The sequence below is a fragment of the Desulfobotulus mexicanus genome (assembly GCF_006175995.1).
Lineage (GTDB): Bacteria > Desulfobacterota > Desulfobacteria > Desulfobacterales > ASO4-4 > Desulfobotulus > Desulfobotulus mexicanus.
In genome coordinates this window covers 89285-114078 of sequence record NZ_VDMB01000008.1, presented here as the reverse complement: position 1 = coordinate 114078, position 24794 = coordinate 89285, and the positions used below count along the sequence as shown (strand labels likewise).

Annotated in this window: 22 protein-coding genes; 9 read left to right on the top strand and 13 right to left on the bottom strand. The window is 49.3% G+C overall.

Going from position 1 to position 24794, the window contains the following annotated elements; genetic code table 11:
- Positions 1 to 62: 62 nt before the first annotated feature.
- The 7 genes from FIM25_RS08300 to FIM25_RS08270 all read right to left on the bottom strand — a co-directional run bounded on the left by FIM25_RS08300 (position 63) and on the right by FIM25_RS08270 (position 7905).
- Complete coding sequence (locus tag FIM25_RS08300; RefSeq protein WP_139448171.1) at positions 63 to 815, bottom strand: hypothetical protein; 753 nt, start codon at positions 813 to 815, stop codon at positions 63 to 65.
- A 199-nt stretch (positions 816 to 1014) separates the two neighbouring features.
- Positions 1015 to 1647, bottom strand: coding sequence for a RibD family protein (locus FIM25_RS08295; RefSeq protein WP_179953255.1), 633 nt, complete (start codon positions 1645 to 1647; stop codon positions 1015 to 1017).
- A 14-nt stretch (positions 1648 to 1661) separates the two neighbouring features.
- A complete protein-coding gene (locus FIM25_RS08290) occupies positions 1662 to 2624 on the bottom strand; it encodes an HDOD domain-containing protein (protein ID WP_139448167.1) in 963 nt (320 codons plus the stop codon).
- 161 nt (positions 2625 to 2785) lie between these two features.
- Positions 2786 to 3556 (bottom strand): hypothetical protein, encoded by a 771-nt coding sequence (locus tag FIM25_RS08285; protein WP_139448165.1) that lies wholly within the window; start codon positions 3554 to 3556, stop codon positions 2786 to 2788.
- Complete coding sequence (locus FIM25_RS08280; RefSeq protein WP_139448163.1) at positions 3553 to 4971, bottom strand: vWA domain-containing protein; 1419 nt, start codon at positions 4969 to 4971, stop codon at positions 3553 to 3555. The genes FIM25_RS08285 and FIM25_RS08280 overlap by 4 nt, the downstream gene beginning before the upstream one ends.
- The gene (locus FIM25_RS08275) at positions 4968 to 6125 is read right to left on the bottom strand and encodes a hypothetical protein (RefSeq protein WP_139448161.1); all 1158 of its coding nucleotides are present in this window, start codon (positions 6123 to 6125) and stop codon (positions 4968 to 4970) included. Before FIM25_RS08275 ends, FIM25_RS08280 begins: the two co-directional genes overlap by 4 nt.
- 559 nt (positions 6126 to 6684) lie before the next feature.
- Complete coding sequence (locus FIM25_RS08270) at positions 6685 to 7905, bottom strand: LL-diaminopimelate aminotransferase (protein WP_139448159.1); 1221 nt, start codon at positions 7903 to 7905, stop codon at positions 6685 to 6687.
- A gap of 665 nt (positions 7906 to 8570) precedes the next feature.
- Here FIM25_RS08270 and FIM25_RS08265 point away from each other — a divergent pair.
- Positions 8571 to 9902: a (Fe-S)-binding protein gene (locus FIM25_RS08265; RefSeq protein WP_139448157.1), complete on the top strand. Its 1332-nt coding sequence runs from the start codon at positions 8571 to 8573 to the stop codon at positions 9900 to 9902.
- Positions 9903 to 10077: 175 nt separating this feature from the next.
- Here FIM25_RS08265 and FIM25_RS08260 read toward each other — a convergent pair whose 3' ends face one another.
- Positions 10078 to 10956: an LOG family protein gene (locus FIM25_RS08260; protein WP_139448155.1), complete on the bottom strand. Its 879-nt coding sequence runs from the start codon at positions 10954 to 10956 to the stop codon at positions 10078 to 10080.
- A 291-nt stretch (positions 10957 to 11247) separates the two neighbouring features.
- Here FIM25_RS08260 and FIM25_RS08255 point away from each other — a divergent pair, with 291 nt between their 5' ends.
- The 7 genes from FIM25_RS08255 (at position 11248) to FIM25_RS08225 (ending at position 17738) form a co-directional block, all read left to right on the top strand.
- Positions 11248 to 11610 carry a hypothetical protein gene (locus FIM25_RS08255; RefSeq protein WP_139448153.1) on the top strand — a complete coding sequence of 121 codons (363 nt, stop codon included), beginning with the start codon at positions 11248 to 11250 and terminating at the stop codon, positions 11608 to 11610.
- Positions 11611 to 11770: 160 nt separating this feature from the next.
- Entirely contained in the window at positions 11771 to 12580 is an 810-nt protein-coding gene (locus FIM25_RS08250) for a response regulator (RefSeq protein ID WP_179953254.1), read from the top strand.
- Positions 12580 to 13710: an AI-2E family transporter gene (locus FIM25_RS08245; RefSeq protein ID WP_179953253.1), complete on the top strand. Its 1131-nt coding sequence runs from the start codon at positions 12580 to 12582 to the stop codon at positions 13708 to 13710. The genes FIM25_RS08250 and FIM25_RS08245 overlap by 1 nt, the downstream gene beginning before the upstream one ends.
- A gap of 140 nt (positions 13711 to 13850) precedes the next feature.
- Positions 13851 to 14792 carry a thioredoxin family protein gene (locus tag FIM25_RS08240; protein WP_139448147.1) on the top strand — a complete coding sequence of 314 codons (942 nt, stop codon included), beginning with the start codon at positions 13851 to 13853 and terminating at the stop codon, positions 14790 to 14792.
- Complete coding sequence (locus FIM25_RS08235) at positions 14792 to 15181, top strand: acyl-CoA thioesterase (protein WP_139448145.1); 390 nt, start codon at positions 14792 to 14794, stop codon at positions 15179 to 15181. The genes FIM25_RS08240 and FIM25_RS08235 overlap by 1 nt, the downstream gene beginning before the upstream one ends.
- A 66-nt stretch (positions 15182 to 15247) precedes the next feature.
- A complete protein-coding gene (locus FIM25_RS08230; RefSeq protein WP_139448143.1) occupies positions 15248 to 16246 on the top strand; it encodes a cyclic nucleotide-binding domain-containing protein in 999 nt (332 codons plus the stop codon).
- Positions 16247 to 16739: 493 nt separating this feature from the next.
- The gene (locus FIM25_RS08225; RefSeq protein WP_139448141.1) at positions 16740 to 17738 is read left to right on the top strand and encodes a cyclic nucleotide-binding domain-containing protein; all 999 of its coding nucleotides are present in this window, start codon (positions 16740 to 16742) and stop codon (positions 17736 to 17738) included.
- A 148-nt stretch (positions 17739 to 17886) separates the two neighbouring features.
- Here FIM25_RS08225 and FIM25_RS17065 read toward each other — a convergent pair whose 3' ends face one another.
- Entirely contained in the window at positions 17887 to 19131 is a 1245-nt protein-coding gene (locus FIM25_RS17065; RefSeq protein WP_179953252.1) for a cell envelope integrity TolA family protein, read from the bottom strand.
- Between the two features lie 515 nt (positions 19132 to 19646).
- Between FIM25_RS17065 and FIM25_RS17060 the strand changes: the two genes are divergently transcribed.
- A complete protein-coding gene (locus FIM25_RS17060; protein WP_179953251.1) occupies positions 19647 to 19814 on the top strand; it encodes a hypothetical protein in 168 nt (55 codons plus the stop codon).
- Positions 19815 to 19960: 146 nt separating this feature from the next.
- Here FIM25_RS17060 and FIM25_RS08215 read toward each other — a convergent pair whose 3' ends face one another.
- Genes FIM25_RS08215 through pnp form a run of 4 tightly spaced genes read right to left on the bottom strand, consistent with a single transcriptional unit; the run spans position 19961 to position 24767 of the window.
- Positions 19961 to 20842, bottom strand: coding sequence for an MBL fold metallo-hydrolase (locus FIM25_RS08215; protein WP_139448140.1), 882 nt, complete (start codon positions 20840 to 20842; stop codon positions 19961 to 19963).
- A complete protein-coding gene (gene dut / locus FIM25_RS08210; protein ID WP_139448138.1) occupies positions 20839 to 21285 on the bottom strand; it encodes a dUTP diphosphatase in 447 nt (148 codons plus the stop codon). The genes FIM25_RS08215 and dut overlap by 4 nt, the downstream gene beginning before the upstream one ends.
- Positions 21282 to 22583 (bottom strand): M16 family metallopeptidase, encoded by a 1302-nt coding sequence (locus FIM25_RS08205; protein WP_139448136.1) that lies wholly within the window; start codon positions 22581 to 22583, stop codon positions 21282 to 21284. Before FIM25_RS08205 ends, dut begins: the two co-directional genes overlap by 4 nt.
- Positions 22584 to 22595: 12 nt before the next feature.
- Complete coding sequence (gene pnp, locus FIM25_RS08200; RefSeq protein WP_139448134.1) at positions 22596 to 24767, bottom strand: polyribonucleotide nucleotidyltransferase; 2172 nt, start codon at positions 24765 to 24767, stop codon at positions 22596 to 22598.
- Between the last annotated feature and the right edge of the window lie 27 nt (positions 24768 to 24794).

Below are 24794 nucleotides of genomic sequence, written 5' to 3'. Positions count from 1 at the left end.
TCATAGTCTTTGGGGACTTTAGGGTCTTATAGTCTTTGGGGTCTTTAAGGTCCTTAGGGGTCTTAGGCCGTTGTGCTGTCTATGGCATGAAAGGCCCTTGCTGCAGCAGCAACATCTCCTTTGCGCCTCAGGCGGATATAGTCGGAAACCACCGGAATCATTGCATCGAGGTAGGCTGCTGTTTCCTCTTCTGTGGCTGTGGTACGGGTCTGGGAGAAAAGACATTTACGTTCACCGCCTCCGCTTGAAGGCAGCCCCTGATCTTCCAGATAATGTCTGGAAACAGCGGTTTCAGAAAAATCCTCATACACAGGAAAAGTTGTTTTTATATCAAAATCTTCACTGAATATTTTCATTCGGTCCATGAAGGCCGGGGTCTGTTCCGGGTAAAAGGATTGCTTCAGGGTGTAGCCCGCAAGCATGGCAGGGATTTTTTGCTCAAGGCAGTAAAGCAGGATGCGGGTGTGCATGGCCAGCTTACAGGCAACGCATACAAGATTTTTACCGCCAAAGCGGGGCATGAGTGTCTCGTAGCGGTCCAGCCACAGTTCCTGAAAGAGACGGCCGCAGTCCAGCTCAACCCGGAAGGATGGAGGAAGGGGAGATGGCTGCTGTTTCTCAAGGAGTTCACGGGCGGTCCGGAAGCGGTTTTCCGTAAAATGGGGGAAGCGGGCCATCCCGTTGAGCATGGTGACAAGGTGCACGGAAGAGGTTTTCGGTATGGCCCGGTGATGCCCGGAAAGGGCCATGGTATACAGGGCAAGGGAATCGCTGCCTCCGGAAAAAAGTATGGCAAGGGGGGCCGGGCTGCTCATTATTAAAATCTCCTTGTTTTTGGTTCTACAGGCCAGGTGTCTGTGGTTTGGGTTTGACAATATACCGGTGGATCATAAGGTAGACAGCTTGTTTGTGGGTAACCTTGCAATCGTTTTGACTCACGAGCAAATCGCCTGTGTTCCTATACATCTGCTTTAAGGATATGGCAGCTACAAGGCTGGAAAGTATACGGAGCGCTTATGTTTTTTTGTAATGCAGAAAAATTTCACCGAATTTTCCGGTTCTATGGGCTGCAAGTCGCCAGTGGCCGGTTTCATGGAGAGGCCTTCCTTTTCGGACAAAGGGAACGGCATTGGAGCTGCCGCAGATCACAGGACAGAGGGTAAGGAGCAGTTCATCCACAACACCTTGCTTAAGTGCTTCCCGGTTGAGACCGCCGCCACCTTCCAGAAGCAGGGTTTTTACCCCTTTGTTTTTGAGAATTTCCAGAACATGTTTCAGGTTAAGCCCTGTATCTTCTGTGTCTGCGATCAGAACCTTTGCACGGGAGCCTGCTTTTTTCTGAAGGGGTTCTGCAAGGTATTCAGATGTGAAGATGAGTGGCGGTGGGCCATGGAGAAAAGCACGACGTCCGTCAAAGGGGATATCTCCTGATGCGGAGATAAAGGCCCGGATGCGGTTTGCCTTAAGAATACCACCGGAGCCACGCATCTCCGGGTCTGCATCCCTCAGGGTGGCAGCACCCATGAGACTGGCATCACTTTTGTCCCGCCAGTATTCCAGATGCTGGCGGTCTTCGGGACTGGCAAAGGTATGGGGACCGATGTGGCCGCAGAGGGTCATGGCGGCAATGAGACAGGTTTTCGGCATGGATGACACCATTTTCAGGAGATGAGAATATCGGCAACAATCTGTGCCACATCCTGCCATGCCCGGCTGCGGATTTCATGCAGTTCTTCACTGGAAAGGCCCACCCTGCGGAAGCTGACTTCATCAAGATCATCGCCGGGTATGCGGTCGGGATCCTGCCATGCTAGAATATCTGCTGTATAAAGCACATGGGCCAGATCCGAATCTGCCATCCGGGGTTCATGGTGCCACCGGATTGCCAGGGCTTGATCTGCGGGCACATTCCAGTTGATACAAAAATCATATCCGATTTCTGCATGGTCAAAGCCGAAAAATTCTTTTTCTGCCGCATGCTGGGAAAGGCCTTTGTCTCTTAGTTTTCTGTAATGTGCTTTTGTGTTTTTTATGTGGGAATCAAGTACCAGCATTCCGGCATCGTGGAGGAGGCCTGCGGCAAAGGCACTGTTTTCCAGTACTTTAAAACGGTTTTTGCAGATGTCTCTGGAAACCAGCGCCACAAAAAGGGCATGGGAGAAAACCGTTGCCGCATCCAGATCGTATCCATCAAGATTATTGGAGAAAAGTTTGGATGTACTGACTATGGTAATCATCTGCAAAAGGGTCTGTTCCCCCAGTACAAGACAGGCCTTGTGTGCTGATTCCACTGGGTAACGGAGACCATAATAGGCGGAGTTTGCCAGCTTCAGAAGTCTTGAAGTCATGGCCTGATCCTTTTCAAGGATATCGGCAAGATCCCGTATGTCCCCATAGGGTGAGTCAATGATGGATTTGGCCCGGATGAGGATTTCCGGCATGGGGGGCAGGGCGCCGGTCTGTTTCAGGAGTTTTTCTTTGCTGATGAAAGCAGGCTTTTCAATCTGGGTGATAATCAGGGTGCCACATGCAGGGCAGGGGATTTTGGGAACGGAAACAAGCTTTTCAGCCTGTTCCGGTGAGAGGATATATTTTTTTTTGCATGCAGTGCAATGAATTTCCACGGGAATAATGCCTCCGGTTGCGTGATCTTCTGTTTTTTACATATCTGACGCAGATTTTTTTACCGTCGGAATATATATACCATATCCAATGCATTGAACAGAAGGAAGTGACAGGATCTTTGTCCCTGGGAAGGAGGTCTGTATGCAGATCCGATTCGGTCTCAGGATGGTCCTTTGGGGCTGAAATGGATTTCCCATCGTCCCGGTCCCCGTTCCGGCGCTTGGCTTTTTTCCTTTCCTTCTTCCCTTTGCTCCATGCCGCACAGCCCCTTGAAACGGCGGAGAAGGTGCTTTTTCCATCTGGGGTCTTCAAGGGCCTTTGCCCGCCATGGGGAACCATCCCGGATCTGTTTTTCAAAAAGATCCCATGCTGCTGCATGGTCGAAGTGCTGCCAGCGTTTTCCTGCCTGAAAGAGATAATTGAGGTTGCCCGTTGCCAGCAGGGCCTGCATGCCCTTTGTAAAATCAAAACTGCGCCAGTGGCAGCCAGCATAAAAAATAAAGGCAGAATCTCCCAGTATGGCAAGGGCTTTCTGACCCTTTATAAAGTTAAAGTTTTTCCAGTCATTACCTGCATAGTAGATGCGGCGGCTGTCCTTGAGGGCAAAGAGGGCATCAAGGCCTGCTTTTGGATCAAAGCTTTTCCATGTCCGGCCCGCTTTATATATGGATTCGCTGTCATTGAGTAATATGAGGGCCTCTGCGGCTTTTTTGTGCTTGATTTCAGGCCAGTGCAGTCCTGCCCGGTACAAAAAAAATGCACTGCGTGTGGCCATGAGAAGGTCAAGGGCCTTTTCATGGTCAAGACCGGCCCAGTATCTGCCAGCAAGAAAAAGGGTCTCTGCATCGGGGAATCTTCCCAGTATTTCAAGCCCCTTTTCCGGAGAGAGCTGTCCCTGCATCACGGACTGATGGATGTCAGAAGGATTCATGATATGGCTCCGGAAGTTTCAAGGATAAGGGCTTTTCCAAAGGGGGCCTTAAAGGGTTCTTTTCTGCCCGATGAAATGAGCCAGAGGGTGGGGCTGTAAGGGATAAGGCGGCCCAGATCATGGATATGGCCGTCTGTGATTACCAGCAGCAGCTCCCTGTGCTTTCTCATATAGGTATTGAAGAGCGGTGCAAAGAAGGTGGTGCCGGAATTGCCCGTTTCCAGATGTTTCCAGTCCCCTTTTTTGTAAAAATAAGGTTTTTTCAGATCCTGTTGTTTTTCCATGCCTTCTTTCCGGATGCGGGGAACAAAAACCGATTCATCCACGCAGAGGAGATTTACCCGGAATCTGTCTAAGAGGCTTTCAATGACGGCAAAGGCCCCTGCCATTTCTCCGGGGGTGGTGGTCATGGAAGAGGAAACATCCACGCAGACCGTGAGCAGTTCCTTTTCCCGGAACATGCGGCCGCTGCTGTAGATGCCGTGGGGCAGAAAACGACGGTTGAAACGGCTCTTTGTGTAGAACCATTCGCTGGAGTGGACATTGCGGTCCAGAATACTCCGCAGTCTGCGCTGCCAGGGAAGGGAATGCAGTTTTTCCACACCTTCAATCATGCGGCTCAGGGCTTCGAAAACCCGGTCTGTGGGTGAGAAAGGGTCGTTTCCGGCCAGATCCATGATTTTACGTACCTGGGTCTGAAGCTGTCGTTTTTCCATGGTGCCCAGAAAAAGGTGGGTACCCGTGGGCAGAGCCTCTCCTTTTTTATCCACAAGGCAGATGCCTTCGGGGATGGTGTCAGTATCTGCCGGATCATCGCTGTCCTCAGGTTCCGTAAAATGGACGGACTTATTATCAAGGGCTTTTTTTGCCGGTTTTTTCTTCAGATCCCGGAACATATCTCGCACCGCATCACTGAAAATTCTTAATGATTCCGGTCCCCGTCTGCCGAACCAGTGGTAGAGATTTTCCCATGAGGGATCTTTTTCTCCGGTTTCTTCAAAAAAGGCATCGGGAATACCGGGAAGTTCCGCTGGCAGGTAAAGGCTTTGCTGCTGACCATCCGTGGATGAGAAAAAGTTCTTTGCCCGGCTTCTTAGAAAGGAGTTGATGACCATGTCCTGCGCCAGATTCTGGAGATAGGGTTCATGGTCCTTGAGCTGTCTGTGCTCATGTCCGTGGACAATATGGAGAAGCTCATGGACCAGCAGTGCCTTAAGACTTTCTTTGTTCTGGCGTTCCACAAAATCCGGATGATAGAGAAGCACAGGCCGCATGGAAGCTATGCTTAAGGCCAGTGTGGGCACCGAAGTGCTGGGGGTAAACTGGACGCTCTGGTAGAAATAGGATGTGAATCGGCTCTGCCGCCACAACTCTTCCAGTACGGTCTCCCATACGGGATGCTGTTTTACCTTCATGAGAGAAGCGTCTCCATGGAAAGGCGGATTTTTTCTTTTGTCTCAGGATTTTCCATAATGGCAATGGCTGCAGGAATGGCTGTCAGCAGCCCGCATTCCCTGAGGAGCAGATGGAAAAAGGCCAGTCTGCTGTCGCTGCGGCAGCAGGCTATAAAAGAGAGAACATGGCTGAGTTCTTCCGTGGTTTTACGGGCGTGGTCTGTGGTCTGGGCCAGCAGATCTTCCCTTAGCTTTGAGATGGCACCTGTGATGGCCCAGAGCAGATCTTCGGCGGGAAGTTTTTCCTTTTCCGCAGCATCCAGTTTGTCCGGGGCTCCCGAGAGGATATCCGCCGTAGTAATCTGTCTTGGATGGGTCAGCTGGCGGATGAAATCAAAGGCTGCAAGATCTCCCACAAGGGAGATGATCAGTTTTTCAAGGCTGGCTGTCTTTTTGGTTTTTAAAGCTTCTATGAGGGCTGCTTCGCTGGTCAGGCCATAGGCCGTGGCAAGGGCATGGGATACCTGATGCCAGCCCCTGGGATTGGGATGGATGCGCTGTTCATCCCAGAGTCTTTCCGGGAAAAGGGCGATGTAACGGAGTACGGAAGGATGGACATCCCTGCCCGCAGCCCAGCGCAGCCAGTCAATGGCACGGGGTTTTAAGTGGAAAAGGGCAAGGCGGCCATCCAGGGCTGCATCATCAAAATCCGTGATGGTTGTGCTGTCTTCTTCTCCGAGGTTACCGGCCAGAACAATGGCGGTTTTTTCCGGCAGCAGATGTTCTCCGCAGCGGCCTTCGGTGATGATCTGGAAAAGGGTCTGAATCACCGTAGGGTGGGCACGGTTGGCTTCATCCAGAAACCAGAGGATGCCTTCATGTTCTGTGGGAACGCTTTCCGGCGGAATGAAGCGGGGCCTGAAATAGATCATGCGCTGGTTTTCGTGATCCGGAACGGGGTAGCCGCCAAGATCGATATTTTCCTTGAAGGCAAGGCGGGTATCTATGAAGAGGAAGTTTTTGCGTTCCGCAGCCTGACGGACCACTGAGCTTTTGCCGATACCCGGATGTCCCACGATCTTGATGGCATAATTGAGTCTGCCTGCGGCATCCAGATAGTGGTCCAGTATTTCTTCCAGCTCTGTAATATGAATATCAACGGGTTCTTTCTGCATTCTGTCTCCCTGCTTTTCTTAAAATGCAAAACATAGGCTGCAAAATGAAAAAGGCAAGGATAAAAAGATCCGACGGAGGGAATCTGCGTCGGGTCTTTATGTACGTTTTTATTTTCTCGTGGTTTTGTAAGATCAGGCGTAATTATTCAGCACAATTTTCCTTTGGTAAATCGAATGCCTTTAATCAGGCGCATAGACAACCGGACTATTTGTTCGTGACGCAATCTTATTCGGGAGCTTCTTGCCCTGTGCGGAAGCGGCAAAAACTCCCCGCCACAGGCAGAATAAGCTTTTTGATTACCATGGCAGGCTTAAGCACGCTGCCTTTGTGGCGGCTCAGACAGTTTGCCGCTTCTTATTAGCACTCCGGCACTCAAGCCTGAAAAAGCTTATTGTTTTTTCACAGCAGACTATAGGTTTATGGCTTGAGTGCCGGACAAAGCTCTGATCCGAAACGATTGCAATGTCACTCACAAACAGCCCGATTGTCTTTTGATGGAATCAATATGTTGAAATTAATTCACAATCTTGCATGGAAGAGTGTGGCGAATAGTTACAATCAGGCCAGTGTTTTCCGGATGCGTTCCATGGCCTCAACCACATTGACCTTTGAATTAAAGGCGGAAATGCGGATGAAGCCTTCTCCGCAGCGGCCAAAGCCAGCACCCGGTGTGCAGACAACCCCAGCCTTTAAAAGGCGGTCAAAGAATTCCCAGGAATCGCTTTTACCGTTGATCCATATATAAGGAGAGTTGTCGCCCCCCACACAGTCAAAGCCAAGCTCTTTCATGGCGCTGCGGATAATGGTGGCATTTTCGAGGTATCCGGTGATGAGGGCCTTGACCTGCGCCTGCCCTTCGGGGCTGTACACTGCTGCAGCCGCCTTCTGGATGGGGTAGGCCACGCCGTTGAACTTGGTGCAGTGGCGGCGGTTCCACAGGGCATGGAGAGCATGGGCTTCTCCCTTTTCATCATAGATCATACAATCCTTGGGAACCACGGTAAAGGCACAGCGGGTGCCGGTGAAGCCTGCGGTTTTTGAAAAACTGCGGAACTCCACAGCCACTTCCCTTGCGCCGGGAATTTCATAGATGGAGTGGGGGATTTCCGGGTCTGTGATAAAGGCTTCATAGGCCGCATCAAAGAGAATCAGAGCCTTGTTTTTCCTTGCATAGTCCACCCATTCCTGAAGCTGGGCACGGCTGGCCGTAGCTCCGGTGGGATTGTTGGGGTAGCAGAGGTAGATCAGGTCCACGGCCTGTTCGGGGACAGGGGGAACAAAGCCGTTTTCTGCTGTGCTGTCCAGATAAACGAGACCCTGATACCGGCCATCAAGAAATTCTCCGGTGCGTCCTGCCATGATGTTGGTATCCAGATACACCGGATATACGGGGTCGGGAATGGCTACCCGGATGTCTGTGGCAAAGAGCTCCTGAAAATTGCCTGTGTCACATTTGGCACCATCGCTGACAAAAATCTCATCGGCTTCAATGGCGCATCCCCTGGATTTGAAATCATTTTCTGCAATGGCTTCCCGCAGAAAGGCATAGCCCTGCTCCGGGCCATAGCCCTTGAAGCTTTTATCTTCAGCCATTTCATCCACGGCATTATGCAGGGCTTTGATGCAGGCCTCGGGCAGTCCGTGGGTTACATCCCCTATGCCAAGGCGGATGATGGGGGTGTCTGGATTGTTTTCCTGAAAGGTGCTGACACGCTTTGCAATGTCGGAAAAAAGATAGGAGGCCTTGAGTTTTTTGTAATGGCTGTTCATTCTGATCATGGATAAGTCCTTGGCTGGAGGTCATTGGGCTTTAAAAAGGTTTTCCCTGCGTATGGGGCAGGGTATCTGGCTTTTGGGAAAGGGGATGCGTTTTTTTCCCCATAATAAGTATTATCGTATGGCTAAATCGGTGTCAATCCGACATATATTCTGTTATTGTCTTTTTTTTATGATTTTATTTCTGTTTGATGTGGTGCCATGGAACTTTTTCAAAGACTTGGCAGCGGGATATGACGGTGGTATTTTTTCAATGAGTCGTATTTGCATTATAAATGGATTCCCGATTTTGTATTGACACAGGCACTGGAATAAGGGAGAAGAAAAAGTAATAGTCTAAATAGTGGCTGGCCGAAAGTGGTTTTTTGGCCTTTCCGGGTATTGTGATAATCTGAAATTATGAAAATCCGCATTCCGGTGAGACTATGGGATGCATGTATAAAATGATAATAAAATTTCAGGTATTGGATCGGGAAAAAAGCGGCTTTTGTTCAGACACTACATGTCAGGAGGCAGTCCCTGATCGCCAGTGGGCGGCCTCCCGCCGATATTCGGGTTTCCTGAAGGTGTGCCGTGGCCAGCCCGTCACGGAAGATTTCCTGTAAATATTATGGAAAACCTGATGGAAGAAAGTTTTTGAGAAAAAACAAAACGGAGGAGATGCACAAATGGCGGAAGAAGCAGTCAAGATAGAGAAGAAGTCGGGCAGCTTCTTCATCGATAAGGTGAAGGAGATTCTGCCGGAGGGCGGAAACCTCAATGCCTGCCTGACTTGCGGTCTCTGTGCTTCCGGCTGCCCGGCTACAGGGCTTCGGGATATGGATCCCCGGAAGTTTCTGAGAATGGCCGCGCTGGGCATGGATGAGGAGATCAAAAAGAGCGAGTGGGTATGGATGTGCAGCATGTGTACGCGGTGTATGTATGCCTGCCCCATGAAGATCAATATCCCGCAGCTGGTGTTCAATGCCAGAAAACTGAATCCCAGAGAAGAAAGACCCAAAGGTATTCTTGCTTCCTGTGATATGGCCATGAAGAATCCTACCCTGAGTGCCATGGGCACAACCCAGGAGGATTTTGAGTTTGTGGTGCAGGATATTCTGGATGAAGTGAGGGAAGAGCAGCCCGAATGGGAAGAAAGAGATCTTCAGGCCCCCATAGACAAGCAGGGTGCCTACTTCTTCCTGAACCAGAACTCCCGTGAGCCCATGGTGGAGCCTGAGGAAATGGTTCCCCTCTGGAAGATTCTCAACCTTGTGGGTGCGGACTGGACCTATGGTTCTACTGGCTGGGCCGGTGAGAACTATTGTCTTTTTCTTGCCGATGATCCTTCCTGGGAAAAGCATACAAGGGGGACTTTGGGTAAGGCCGATGAACTGGGGTGCAAGGTTTTCCTCAATACTGAATGAGGGCACATCACCTTCTCTGTCCTGGCAGGACAGAAAAAGTTCAACATTGATACCAACGTAGAAAAAATCGAAAACATCTACAATTACTATGCAGACTGGATCCGTGAAGGCAAGCTTCCCGTAAATTCCGACTGGAACAAGGAGCTTGGGATCAAGTTCACGGTACAGGATCCCTGCAATATTGTACGCAAAGCCTTTGGCGACAGGGCTGCGGACAACCTCCGTTTTGTCATTGAATCCTGTGTGGGCAAAGAAAATCTGATTGATATGTATCCGGGCAAGTCCAACAACTTCTGCTGTGGCGGGGGCGGTGGTTTTCTCCAGAGCGGATTCAAGGAAGAACGCCTGCAGTACGGAAAAATCAAGGACGCTCAGATTCAGGCCACAGGTGCCACCTATTGCGTTGCAGGCTGTCATAACTGCCACGCTCAGATCCATGAGTTGGGTGAGGTTTATGGTGCCCATTATCATGTGGTTCACATCTGGACTATTATCTGTCTTTCCCTTGGTATTCTTGGCCCCAATGAGAGAACCTATCTGGGTCCTGAGCTTCAGGAAGTAAACCTTCCCAAAACTGCGGAAGATGACGAATAAAGTTTTCTGATCTGAATAAGCTACACTAAAAACCCCCATCGCATCTTTGATACGGTGGGGGTTTTGTGTTTACATGAATTATCTCTATCCCGATGAGGGAAGGAGACATGAAAGGGAGTTGCTTTTTTCCGGCAGGTCCGGCTTTATAGTCTGACTGCCAGGGAAAAAACTCCTGTTAAAGTCCGTTGGAGGCCCGGATGATTTCCCATGCTTCTTCTGCGGTACTGACATACTGGAAGAGGGAAAGATCCGAGGGAGAAATGGTTCCCTGCTCAACGAGGTAGTCAAAGTTGATGAGGTTGTGCCAGAATTCCTTACCGAAAAGCAGCACCGGCAGTTTTTCCATTTTTCCGGTCTGGATGAGGGTTAAGGCTTCAAACAACTCATCGAGGGTGCCGAAACCGCCGGGAAAGGCCACCAGAGCTTTGGCCCGCATGAGAAAATGCATTTTTCTTATGGCAAAGTAGTGGAACTGAAAGCATAGCTCCGGTGTGATGTAGGGGTTGGGTGCCTGCTCAAAGGGCAGGACAATATTAAGGCCGATGCTTTTGGCATTGACATCGTGTGCACCGCGGTTGGCAGCCTCCATAATGCCGCCACCGCCGCCGGTGATGACCACATGGCGGTTGGGGCCTGTGTTTTCAGAAACAAGACGGGCAAGCTTTCTTGTTTCATCATAATAGCGGCTCATTTCCACGGCCCGTTCCGTCTGTTTCAGCCGCTGGATACGTTCCTCATCTTCGGGAGCCATGGCGAGATTCCGTCTGGCTTCCTCCATCTGGTAAAGGGCTGTTTCCGGATCCGGAAGGCGGGCACTGCCGAAAATCACGATTGTGGATTCTATGCCCTCTTCGGTGAGGACAATTTCAGGTTTCATCATTTCCAGCTGAAGGCGGACAGGTCGCAGGCTGCTGCGTACCAGAAGATCTTCGTCCAGAAAAGCCAGCCTGTAGGCCGGGGAAAGGGTCTGTTCCGTTTCTTCTATCTGCTGGGCGCGCTTGGCATCCATGTCTGCGGATGGGAAAGCACCTCTGGGATATTGCATTACACTCATATCGATCTCCCTCATTCTGAATCGCCGGATATTTTTGTACCAGCTTAAAGTATTATTATAACTCCGGGTACAGGAAAAAAAAGGTGTTTTTTTAATCCTGCTTTCATTTTTTCTGTCGGAGTTTTGTTTTTACCCTTTTTTCAGCATGCCACCTTCTGTATAATAAAAGAAAGTATATTTAACACAGTAGCCATGTATATTGAAACCCGGTAATAGTCCGTATTCTGTGTCCGGACCTGCTGGTGGGAACGCATCAGATCTCTTATGTTTTCTGGGGAGCAGGAGTTTTTTATGGTTTTGATAACAGCCGTTCTTGCCATGGGCTGCGTCTATTACGGTTATGACAGGGGCTTTGTCATTGGATTCATGCTTGCGCTCTTCCTTGAGGTTTTATCTCTGATTTTTGTTTACAATATTCTTAAACGAAATGAGGAACAGGTACGTATGCAGTTTTCTTCCATTATGGAAAGTCAGAGGACTTCCATAGGAAATCTTGAAACCATTGCTGGAAGAAGGGCCGCAGCTCTGGATTTTATAGCAGGGCAATATCCTGAGTTGTCTGAAATCATTGCTGAAAAAAGTGGGGAAGAGTTTCCGCACAGGGAACCTGAATCTCCTTCTTCTCTTGAGAAAACAGAAGTTTCTGAAGCGTGATATTTTATAAAATAAGCGGAAATCTGTCTTTACAGTATTTTTTTGTTTTCAAAAGTTTTCGGGATTTGAGAAGACAATGGCCGTTTTTTCAGGTGTGGGGTTGTCTTTTATTTGCATAAGGCATTATCTGCAGCCACCTGTTCAGAAAAAAAGGAATTCCATGAATAATTTTTCAGGAGAAGGTTTTCAGATCCTGCTGGTGGAGGACCATGTCATTAACCGTGAGGTTGCCGAAAACATCTTACGTTCCATCGGCTTTGGTGTGGTGTCAGTGGAAAACGGGAAAGAAGCCCTTGACTGGCTGGAGAAGGAAGGTTTGCCGGATCTTGTATTGATGGATGGGCAGATGCCGGAAATGGATGGATTTGAAGCCACCATAAAAATCCGGGAGCGATATGGGAGAAGTCTCCCTGTCATTGCCCTTACCGCCCATGCCCTGAAAGGGGACAGGGAGCGTTTTCTGGCCGCAGGCATGGATGATTATCTGACCAAGCCCCTTAGAAAACAGGCCCTTGGGGCAATGCTGACAAAGTATCTGTATTCCCATAATGGGGAAAAAGGAAGGGGTTTGGCTGTATCCAAAGGGGAAGGCCCTGCCATTGACAGAGAAGCTCTGGTTGCCATTGTAGGGGAAAGTCCCCTTGTCCAGAAGGTTTTGTTGAGAAACTGCATAGAGAATCAACCGCAGGAAATTGAGATAATGGGTCGTCTGGTGGAGAAAAAAGATTATGAAGCCTTGGGTAAAATGGCCCATAAACTCACGGGTGCTTTGAAGTATCTGGCTGCAAACAGGGCTGCCTCCTATGGGGAGCTGCTGCAGCAGGTTCTCTCTGAGGGAGCTGAGGACCGTATTCCGGATATTTATGCATGCCTTCGTATTCATTGCGGTCAGGTATGCAAGGAAGCACGGGCAATGCTGGACGGACTGGTAAATCAGGCAGATACTTTCATGCGGGATGGGAAAGACTGATGGTATCTTACAGGCCTTACGGTTCTTTGAAAAAGGGCTTTTATCGCAGGGGTGCAGGAGGAGTTCTTTTATTTTTTCTGGTTCTTGGTCTGCTGGGAGTTGCCTGTCTGATGTGGCCCTACCGTCATCCCATAATTCTGGGGATTCTTCTGGCCATGGCCTGCCATCCTGTGCAGAACCGGCTGGAAGGATATGCCCGGGGCAACAGAACGCTGGCTGCGGCTCTAAGTACGCTGATGCTGGTACTGCTGGTGGTGGTGCCAGCCTTTCTGATTACAGGGGCTGTGATCAGTCAGGGGATTGCATTTTTTCAGACCCTGCAGTCCTGGATAGCGGGAGGAGGGCCTGCACGCATAGAGCTTTGGCTGCAGGCTGCCCTTGAGGGCGTTAAGGGCGCATGGATGGATAAGATTATGTATTTTTATCCGGATTTTAATATTAATACCATTGATATACAGGGTGGGCTTTTAGCTACAGCAACTTCGGGCCTCCGTTTTCTTGTCCGCCATGGCGGTGGTCTGGCGGGGAATATCGGCATACTTCTATTGCATTTCTTTTTAATGCTTCTGGTTTTTTTTATGGTCATCCGTAACCATGATGCCATTTTATCAAAGCTTTTTCATCTTCTTCCCCTTTCCGGAACGCAGGAAAAAAGAATTTTTGAAAGGTTGAGACTTCTGGTCCGTTCGGTTTTTGTGGGTACCTTTATGACTTCAGCAGCCCAGGGAGCTGCCGGCGGTCTGGCTTTTATGGCTGTGGGTTTTCCGGGGATTTTCTGGGGGGCTGTCATGGCCTTTGCATCTCTGATTCCTATGGTTGGAACGGCACTGATATGGGTACCTGCCGTGATCTGGCTGTGGCTGGCCGGAGAGGGCGGCAAGGCTTTGGGGCTTCTGGTCTGGTGTCTGGTGGTGGTGGGGTCTCTGGATAATTTTCTCCGGCCTTTTTTCATGCGCGGTGGAGCACAGATGAACGGAATCCTTGTTTTCTTTGCTATTCTCGGAGGACTTCAGCTCTTTGGCATGGCCGGTCTTCTTTATGGTCCCCTTATTTTCGGGATGGCTTCAGTTTTTCTGTATCTTTATCAGATTGAGTTTGCCGCCTTCCTTCAATACCAGGATCGTCATTAAGTTTTTTTTGTCATTGGAAAGTCCGGAGGCTTCAGATTTCTTTGTTTCAGGGCATCAGGCTGTGGGGATTTTTAATTTTTAAATGAATACATTCTTTCTGTGGGGCTTATTGGGCACCCGCAGGAAAAAGGGATGGCTGGATGATGGAAAAGGATCAGGGGGCCAAGGACGGCAGATCTTCCCGTGGAAGTCTTTGTATTCGCCTTTTGGGGAAGGGTGGCTCGGAGCATTCTGTGAAAGAGTATATAGACTCTTTTCTGGGGGGCATCAAAAGCGGCGGAAGTGTTTTTTCAGGAGGTGAAGATGGAGGTTGTCCCGGTTTTTCCCTGGAGAACAGAGGGCTTATTTTTCGTGGAATTCCCGGAAAAAGGGAAGAGGGTATTCTGCTTGACTATCTGACCGGATCTTATCAGAAAATTTATTCTGCACCTGATATGATGGAACCTGCCCTGCTGCGTCTTTTTGTCAGCGGTCATTGCCCCCATTGTCCCGGAGCCCTCAGGATGCTTCTGGGATTTTTGGATAACGGGCTTATTTCCCTTGAGGTGGTAAGTGTGGACCATTGCCCGGATATGGCGTCGGATTATCAGGTGATGGCTGTGCCCACCCTCATGCTGGCGGGAAAAGAGGATATCTTCCGCTGGACAGGGCATTTGAATGGAAAAGATATAGAAGATGCCCTTTGTGGCGTGAATCCGCAATTGTTGAGTGAAGAGAGCCTTCTGAATATTCTGGAAAGCGGGGATGCCCAGCGGTTGGTTGCCATGATGCAGGCGGAAAATCTTATTTTACCGAATTTTTATAATCTTCTTATCCATGAGAAATGGACTGTGCGCCTTGGGGCCATGGTGGCATCGGAAAGTATTATTCTGGCATCTCCGGATCTGGGAGAGGAGCTTCTGGAGTGGGTTTGGGAAAAAAGAGAAAGTCTGGATGATGCCGTAATGGGAGACATGGTTTATCTTATGGGTTTTGGTCGTCCTTCTCTATGGAAACCAAGGCTCGCATCCCTTATGTCTTTATCGGGTGTTGATATTCGTGAGGCCATTGAAGATGCCATGGCAGCCCTGGAGGCATCCTGATGAATACCTACACCATTGTGAGGCCGGAACACCTGAATCACCATGGCTACCTTTTTGGTGGTGCCATGCTCCGGTGGGTGGATGAATATGCCTGGCTGGTGGCATCCAGAGATTTTCAGGGGTGCACCCTTGTAACCGTAGCCATGGAGGATCTGCAGTTTAGAAAACGTGCGGTGAGCGGTTCTATCCTGCGTTTTGAGATTCTGCCGGAGCATCTGGGGAATTCCTCTGTAAGATACAAAGTGACTGTCTTTGCCGATGCGCCCGGAGCCAGTGAAGAAGAGGCGATTTTTTCAACCTGCGTTACCTTTGCAGGACTGGATGAAAAGGGTGAGAAGAAGAATCTGCCAAGGGTTAACCGTTTCCGTTCCCAAAGTGACGGGCTGTAATCTTGAAGGGCAGTTTTTCATTTGAGGATAGCCTGGCTGTTGCAAAGGCTGAATAAAGGAGAGCCTATGACATCTGATAAGGGCTGTGTTCTTGAAAGCCTGATTGCTGAGGGTCGGAAGAGAGATGCCATGCATCTGCTTTGTGCAATGGTTGGGGAAGCAGCCCGGCAGCGGGATTTTGTCAGGGCGGAAGCTCTTCGGAAACAAATGCTGCAGCTCGATGACATGGCCATTGCTCTGATTGTTGAGGCAGGAGAGTGTATTGAGCAGGAAAAAAATCAGATCATTGATGGCAGGCACCGTGAAAACTGGAAGGATTTGTACAGCTCTTTTACACCGGGAGAGCGCAGTGCTTTTTTCTTTGCCTGTGATCCCCTTCCCTTTTCTTCAGGTTATTTTCTTTTTCGCCAGGGGGAGAAAAGCAGGAATCTGTTTTTTGTGGATGAAGGGTGTCTGCATCTGATTTTTTTGTCCGGTGAGAGACATGCAAAAATATTAGGTCGAGTGGGGCCGGGTGAGTTTGCCGGAGAGGATACCTTCTTTGGTAACAGTCTCTTTTGTACCGCAAGCCTTGTGGGGCTTAAGGGCGGTGTCTGTAGAAAGCTGTCACTGGAGGCACTGGGTCGTCTTGAAGATGATTTTCCAGGTTTCATTAAAAGAATTCAGGCTTATTGTATTCATGCCGGGACCACGGGCCAGAAACTTTCCGCCAGAGGTGTGAACCGGCGGGCATATGTCCGTATTCCTGATAGCGGCATCATAGTGTTTCAGCTTCTTTGCATGGAGGGGCGTGCTGAAAATGTCCTTTTAAAAGGACTGATGTCCGATATTTCTGCGGGTGGTCTTTCCTTTTATGTTTCAGCATCCAATGACAGGGCCGTGCGCAGCCTTCTGGGCAGAGAGATAGGCATGAAGCTTATCTTGCAGTTGCAGGAGGGAAGACACCCTGTGGTCTGCAAGGGGACAGTGGTGGGGATTCTGCCCTGTCAGAACCTTGAATACTCAGTCCATGTAAAATTCAGGAAGCAGCTCAAGTGCCTTCCTGCTGTCCTTGAAGTCCATTGAATTCAGCCATAGCAAGTCAGCTAAGAGAGGAAAAGCTTTGACAGAAGGGCTATTCAAAGCTCGTTCCAAATACGCTTTTCCTTTTCTGTTTCAGTCAGATCCTTATTTTAACAGGCATTTTTTTGGTGTTATAATTGTTTCACTTGTCTCTGATGCCTGATATATCATCAAAATGAGCGAAGCCAAATACTGTGTATTATCCTTAAACGTTTTCTGTATCTTTTTTGAGTTGGTTTCCTCTCTGGCAGGATTGTTGCAATTACTTTATGCTGTTATCTTATAAGGATCTGGCCACCACAGATATGCCTGAATCTCATCATCTTTCACCTGGCAGCAGTTAATGGCTGCTTGAAAATGTATTCTGATTTTATCTTGTGTTATTTTTTTTTTATGTTACTGATGTTTCATGGTTTTGATAAAACAGCAGATCCATTGTATAGGCGGGTAGGTTAATTCTCTTGGCGTATGCCGGAAAAATCTGGGTGTAAATGGCATGAAGGAAATCCTGAAGGCCAAGGAAATACAGTTAAAATCTCTTCTTGCAGCAGGTCGCAGGGCTGAAGCCATGGATCTGCTTTTTGAGCTGGTGGTTATTTTTGCCAGAATGGGGCAGTTTGAGCGCGCGGAAATGCTGCGTCAGAAAATGATGGCGCTGGACTCCCTTGCCATACAACAGATTGTTGCGGCAGCGGAACGTATTGAGCAGGAAAAAAACAAGGCCATTGACAAAGAGCATATGGCCCTTTGGAAGCCCTGGTACACCCGCCTTGCGCCTGAGGAGCGCAGTGCTTTTTTCTTTGCAACGGAACCACTGCTTTTTTCGGCGGGAGAATCTCTATTCCGTCAGGGAGAAAAAAACAGATCTTTATTTTTTGTGGACAGAGGTTCTCTGCAGCTGATTTCAGTTTCTGACGGGGGGCAGGAAACGCTGATACGGCGTTTGGCGCCGGGAACCTTTGCCGGTGAGGATACATTCTATAAAACCAGTGTCTGTACCACAAGTCTTGTGGCTTTGACAGCAGGAGCTTGTCGTGTATTGAAGAGAAAAAAACTTTTGCCTCTGGCTGAAAAGGTTCCGGGACTTGCACCGAAGCTTCAGGATTTCTGTCTTGAAGGCAGGTCATCCAGTGCTGTTCTTCAGTCCAAAGGGATCAATCGGAGGATGTATAAACGTATCCCGGCTCAGGGAGTCATTGTTTTTCAGGTGATTCCCAAAGAGTCTGGTCAGGGCTCTTCGCCGGGACTTTTTAAGGGAAGAATGTCTGATATTTCAGCAGGCGGTCTCTCCTTTTATGTGAAGACAGGTAACGATAAAAATGTCCGTCAGCTTCTGGATGCCAAGCTGGGTATGAAGTTTGTGCTTTCGGCTTCCGGCAACTTGCAGCCCATGGTATGTAAGGGGGTTGTAACTGGCGTTCTAAGCCACATGGACAATGAGTATTCTGTGCATGTAAAATTTTCAAAACCCCTGGATCCCATGCTTTTTGTCTGATCGCTCTCCCACTTTTCCAGCCTTAAATCAGAGTCATGATGAAAATAAAAAGTATTTATACTTTTTTGGCATAAGAAAAAGGGCGGAAAAAGTTCCCGCCCTTTTATCAGATTTTTCATCTAAACAGGGAGTCTGCTCCCTTGAGTATTCAAGGATTGGCTATTTCTGCCTTATAATTTTCGATGGTCTTGGTGATGGCCTGAAGCCTGGCTGCAACGGCCTGACGCTCGTCCTGTGAACTGGCAAAGGACTGGGCTTTTTTCAGAAGTTTTTCCACTTTATCAAAATCAGGTGTTCCCCGTTTCCGGGATTCCTCGATGGCTTTATCCATATAGAAATTAAAGGCCAAAGGCATCACTTCACTGCGTGTGTATGCTTCCTTTGCCACTTCGGGTCCGGTAACACCGGGCAGTGTGAGTATATGATTTTTTCCTCTTGGAGAGAAAGCACCCTGCCAGATTTCAATGGAATCTTTATTGGTTTTGATAAAATACTGGCTTTTATTAGATATGCTTGAACCGATAATCAGAACAAAGATGGCCGCAATACAGGCCCCTGCTGTCAGCATATTTTTAACTATGGCTTCGGATCGTGCCTTTTTTTCGGCCAGCAGCCGGGCTTTTTCTTCCTCGGCCTGTATTCTGGCTTCTTCCTCGGCCCTTATGCGGGCTGCTTCTTCGGCCTGTTTTCTTGCTTCTTCCGCTTTTATCGCCCTTATTCTTGCTTCCTCTTCGGCCTTTATTCTGGCCTCTTCCTCTGCTTTTTTCCTTGCTTCTTCTTCGGCCTTTATTCTGGCCTCTTCTTCTGCTTTTTTCCTTGCTTCYTCTTCGGCCTTTATTCTGGCCTCTTCYTCTGCTTTTTTCCTTGCTTCTTCTTCGGCCTTTATTCTGGCCTCTTCTTCTGCTTTTTTCCTTGCTTCTTCTTCGGCCTTTATTATAGCCTCTTCCTCTGCTTTTTTCCTTGCTTCCTCTTTGGCCTTTATTCTTTCTTCTTCCTGAGCTTTGAAACGGGCTTCCTGTTCGGCTTTCTTTTCAGGAGAGAGGATAAAGTCCTGTGGAGAGAAGGGTTTTAAAAGAAGCGCTGCAATACGTTTGGCTTCTTCGGGATCGGATGTATTGCAAAAGGGAGGAGCAGAGGGAGTGGTTTGTGTTGTAAGCACAGGCTGGAAAGGTGTTGCTGGTTTCCAGTCATCAAATTTTCTGAAAAGGACAGGATCCATTTTAGTTGTTGCAGCGGTTTTGGCTGTGCTGGTTTTTGCTGTTGTTTTGGCTTTGGTTGCCGCAGTGTTTTTTTTAGCAGTACTGGTCTTTTTAGCAGTACTGTTTTTTTTCTTTGCACTGTCTTCGCTTGCCGGGCTTGTCGTGGTTTTTTTCTTTACTGGTTTTTTTGCCATGATAACCCCTTTGTGTCATCGGTCTTTTTCGGACCGTTATGGATTTCCATATTATTCACACCGCAATTTAAATTGCTTCCTTATAGGATTAAAGCTTTTTTGTAAACAGGCTTGATGGAATCTTTTAAAATATATCCTTATGGAGCAGGGCTGTTTTGGGTTTTCTTAAAGGGTTTGAGTTTCTCTTATGGATTCCGGAGGAATAATCTCTAAAAAAAGACTTGACTGGAATGGAAAAATGATAGATTAAATTATAGTTCGTGTGTCTCCCCCATATCCTGGGGTCCGGTACTTTTTTCCGGACTTCAAGGTCCTTTGGTTTATTCTATGGTTTTTCTGGTTAGTGGCGTTTTTACACCTGTTTTTCAGGATGAGCCTGTAGCTTTTGTGGCCATTATGGATGGTAGAAAAAAACACCTTAGGTGCAGGCCTTTTGCAGGCCCTGCATGATCGGGCCCCGGTGGTTTCTGTAACAGATCCGGGCCTGTAACGCTTTCTGAATCTGGAGGTGTATTATGTTAAATGTAAATCTTGAGTATAAAAAAGTTCTTATGGATGGGCTGAATGCCATGCGTCATACAGAATCAATCCGCCATTATCAGGAGCGGGGTTGGACGCTTTTTGGTGTAACACCCAATACCAAAGATATGAAAATGGAGTATCGCTTTAAGAAACCCAAATGATACAGTCTCCGGGGGGAGCGCATATTTTATTGAAGAAACCGGCTTCTTGGCCGGTTTCTTGCGTTTGGGCCTGTATGTATTGCCGATGCCCCATGCATCTGTCTGACAGGTATGAAGTTTAAAAAACAGCCTTGAAGAATGACATTTTAGTTAGCAAAAGAGAATTCCAGGTTATCAGGCTGATAGAATTCTGCATTGTCAGAGCAGGGGCAGGTGGCCGGAGAGGATGTCAGCCGGATCGGGTCCGTGGGACTCTGCTGGCACGCTGTCACAAGCTTGGCTCTACTGCTTTTCAGGGCTTCAGCCACCACAGAGCCTGCTTTTTCCGGGGTATTATTTTTTTCACTGATATGGGCAATGACAACGCAGGATAGGGCCGGGTGTATAATTTCTCCGAGAAGATCCCTGGCGTTGGCATTGGAAAGATGACCTGTCCGGCCTTTAACCCTTTGTTTCAGGCTCCATGGATAGGGGCCTTTTTCAAGCATGGCAGGGCAGTGATTGGCTTCCAGAACAAGCGCATGGCAGCCCTTCAGATGATTTTTAACAAGGCTGGTGGCAATACCAAGATCCGTGGCAATACCAATTTTAACGCCACCGGAGCTGACGGTGAAACCTGTCGGGTCTGCGGCATCGTGGGAGATGGAAAAGGGGTGGATGAGAAGATCGCCTACGGCAAAAGGGACGCCACAGGTAATGTCTTTTCGGCGGTGTAGAATCCCTGTTTTGTTTTTTGCTGCATCCAGGGTTCCGGAAGTGCCATAAACTGGGATCTGAAACTTACGGGACAGTACACCTGCCCCCGTTACATGGTCACTGTGTTCATGGGAAAGGACAATACCGGATAATTTTTCAGGTGAAAGGCCTGTTATGTCCATGCGGCGCAGGAGTTCCTTACATGAAAACCCAGCATCCACGAGAATGGCGGTTTCTTCGCTTTCAATGCAGATACAGTTGCCCCGGCTGCCACTGGCCAGCACGGTAAGGGAAAGGAAGGGGGAAGAGGGTATGGTGAAGCCATCTTTCATGGTTTTTCTCCTGAGCCTGTATGGCCGAAGCCTCCGTTTCCCCTGCCTGTATCTTCAAGGCTTCCGGTTTCCTCCCATGAAATCCGGTATACCGGGGCAATCACCATCTGGGCTATGCGCTCACCCCTGTTTATCTCAACGCTTTTTTTACCAAGATTAATAAGGCCAACTTTGATTTCCCCCCTGTAATCAGCATCAATGGTTCCGGGTGCGTTAACAATGGTGATGCCGTGCCGGATGGCAAGTCCGCTTCTTGGCCTGATCTGGGCCTCAAATCCTTCGGGCAGTGCCATTGCAAAACCTGTTCTGACAAGGGTAATCTCTCCGGGATCCAGGGTGCAGGCTTCCGCGGCAGGGATGTCCATTCCTGCCGCAAGCTCTGTCATGTAGGCAGGTAAAGGCAGTCCTTCTCCATTTGGCATACGGAGCAGGGGGATCTTCATTGTTTCTTTTCTCCTGCCGTTTCTTTTTTCTCACTGATGCCGAATTTTTCTCCCAGAGCTGCAGTGTTGTCCGAAGGGCCGAGTACGGAAACAAGAAAGTTATTTTCTGAAAATGCGCCGCATGCCAGGGAAAGAATATTTTCCCGGCTGACTTCATCTACCTTGGCAAGGGTCTCTTCCACAGGGACATATCGGCCGAAGTTGATTTCATTCTGGGCCAGTTTTACCATGAGGTTTTCCGTGTTTTCCATGGAAAGCAGGATATTTCCCTTGGTATAGGCCCGTGCACCTTCCAGTTCTTCCAGGGTTACGGGTTCAGCACAGAGTCCTTTAAGTTCTTTGTGAATCAGCTCCGCAGAAGTTTCCACCGTGCTTGGAGCAACTCCGGCGTAAATACCCATCATGCCCGTATCCATATGACCTGCGGAAAAAGCATAGACCGAATAGGCCAGCCCCCGTTTTTCCCTGATTTCCTGGAAAAGGCGGGAACTCATGTTGCCCCCGAGGATAGTTGTCAGCAGAGAGGCTGCAAAGCGGTCCTCGTGGGTGATGGAAAGACCGGGAGCCCCGAGGCAGAGGTGCACCTGCTCAATGGGGCGTACAGTGGTCCGGACACCCTTTTGCATTACCGGAGTATGGCGCATGGGCCTTCCGGGGCTAGGAGGAAGCTGTTCAAAGGCCGGAGCCAGAAGATCCAGTACCTGGTTATGTTCCAGATTGCCCGCAAGGGAGATGATCACCCTGGAAGGGCAGTAGTGCTTGCGGAAAAAAAGGGACAGGTTTTCCGATGAAAGGCTGAGGATATTTTTAGGCGTTCCCAGAATGGAGCGGCCAAGGGGATGTTCTCCCCAAGCGTGTTTTTCCAGAAGATGGTGGGCAAATTCTTCGGGACAGTCTTCGAGCATGCCTATTTCCTGAATAATCACCGGTCGTTCGTTTTCAATTTCTTCGGGATCCAGGCAGGAGTTCAGAAACATGTCCGAGAGAATGTCCACCATGGTGGGCAGGTGGGTATCCATGACACGGGCATGGTAGCAGGTGGTTTCCATAGTGGTAAAGGCATTGGACTGCCCGCCGATGGCATCAAAGGCCTTGGCCAGCTCATAGGCGGAGCGTCTCTTTGTACCTTTAAACATCATGTGTTCCAGAAAGTGGGAATAGCCCGCTTCCTCTTCGGATTCATCCCTGGCACCAACATCTACCCAGATGCCCATGGCGACGGATCGCACATGGGGCACCTGGTGGGTCAGAATCCGGACACCGTTGGCCAATGTAGTTTTTCGGGTCATCGGGTCCATATATATGTCTTGTTATCTCCGAGGGGGTCTGTTGCTGCTGGAATCATCCCTGCGGGGGCGATCGTTGCTTCCGTTTCCGGAATCAGCCGGAGCATCTGCAGGGGGGTCCAGAAGGGCCTTGTGGCTGAGACGGATCTTTCCGTCTCTGGATATTTCTAGAACCTTAACCTTAAGTTCTTCTCCTTCATTGACCACATCCGTGACTTTTTTGACGCGGTGGTGGGCCAGCTCAGAGATGTGTACCAGGCCGTCGGTTCCGGGCTTCAGCTGTACAAAGGCTCCGAAATCAGTTGTGCGGACAACTTTGCCTGTATATATTTCGCCAACTTCAGGTTCCAGGCAGATTTCAAGAACCAGTTTTTTGGCAGCTTCGGCATCTTCCAGATTGGCTGCGGAAATCTTAACGGTTCCTGAGTCATCCACATTCAGGTCACAATTGGTATCCGCCTGAATGGCCCGGATCATTTTGCCGCCGGGACCAATGAGATCCCGGATTTTATCGGGGTTGATCTTGATGGTAAAGACCTTGGGAGCATAGGGAGATAAAGCATCACGGGTCTGCGGAATGGCAGCCAGCATTTCATGGAGAATATGCAGCCGTCCCTCCTTGGCCTGTGCCAGGGCTTTTTCCATAATATCTCTGGAAAGCTCCGTGATTTTGATATCCATCTGGATGGAGGTGATACCGGCTTCGCCTCCGGCCACCTTGAAGTCCATGTCTCCGGTGTGGTCTTCGTCTCCGAGAATATCAGAGAGGACCACTACCTGATCGCCTTCCTTTACAAGTCCCATGGCGATGCCGGAAACGGGGGCTTTGATGGGAACACCGCCGTCCATTAGGGCCAGAGTTCCGGCACATACTGTGCCCATGGAAGATGAGCCATTGGATTCGGTGACTTCGGATACCAGCCGGATGGTGTACTCAAAGTCTTCGGTATTGGGAAGAATGGGTTCAATGGCACGGGTGGCAAGGGCGCCATGGCCAAATTCCCTTCTGCTGGGAGAGCCCACACGCTTGACTTCGCCCACGCAGTAGGGGGGGAAGTTGTAATGCAGCATAAAGGGCTTTGTTTCGTCGCCGGAAAGGGTTTCGATACGCTGTTCGTCCCTGCTGGATCCCAGGGTAAGAACACCCAGCACCTGGGTCTCTCCACGGGTGAAGAGGGCGGAACCATGGGGGCGGGGCAGGGTGCCGACCTCACAGCTGATGGGGCGTACTTTATCAAAGGCCCGGCCATCAACGCGGGTGCCTTCTTCGAGGACAATTTTTCGGCTTACCTTTTTCATGAGGCTGCCAAAGAGGGACATCACCTCATTTTTACGTTCTGTTCCTTCTTCTCCAAGACTTTCCAGAAGCTGTTTTTTGACAGCGCTGGCATTGGCCTTGCGAACCATTTTATCATCGACCTTCAGGGCAGTTGCCAGAGGAGCTGCCGCCAGTTCGTATACCTTTGCAGCCAGAGCTTCATCCACTGTGGGGGGAGTGAAACTGCGCTTGGTTTTGCCAGCGGCTTCCCGCAGCTGTTCCTGAATCCGGATAAGGGGCTGCATGGCTTCGTGCCCGGAAAAAATGGCGTCCAGTACATCAGCTTCGCTGACAAAATCCGTACCACCTTCCACCATTACAACACCGGTTTTGGAACCCGCCAGTATAATGTTCATGTCGCAGCCGGGGGTTTTAAGGTCCGAGAGGGTGGGGTTGAAGACAAATCTGTTATTGATTCTTGCCACACGGATGCCGGCAATGGGGCCTTCAAAGGGGATGTCGGAAATGGTCAGTGCCGCAGAGGTGCCGATGATGGCAAGGATATCCGGATCATTTTCCTTGTCCATGGAAAGGACAGTGGCAATGATCTGGATTTCACTTCTGTATCCTTTGGGGAAAAGGGGACGGATGGGCCGGTCTATCAGGCGGCAGGTGAGAATTTCCTTTTCACTGGGCCTGCCCATTTCCCTGCGGAAATAGTTGCCAGGAATGCGGCCTGCCGCATAGATTTTTTCCTGATATTCAACGGTGAGGGGAAGAAAGTCGATGTCCCGTTCGTCATTGGAAGAAACTGCAGTTACCATAACAACGGTTTCGCCGCACTGAACAATGGCAGTGCCACAAGCCTGTTTGGCAATTTTTCCGGTGCTGATGGATATGGTTTTTCCGTCGATGTCTGCTGAAAAGGTGGATTGCATATAAAAACTCCTTTGGTACGAAGGCCC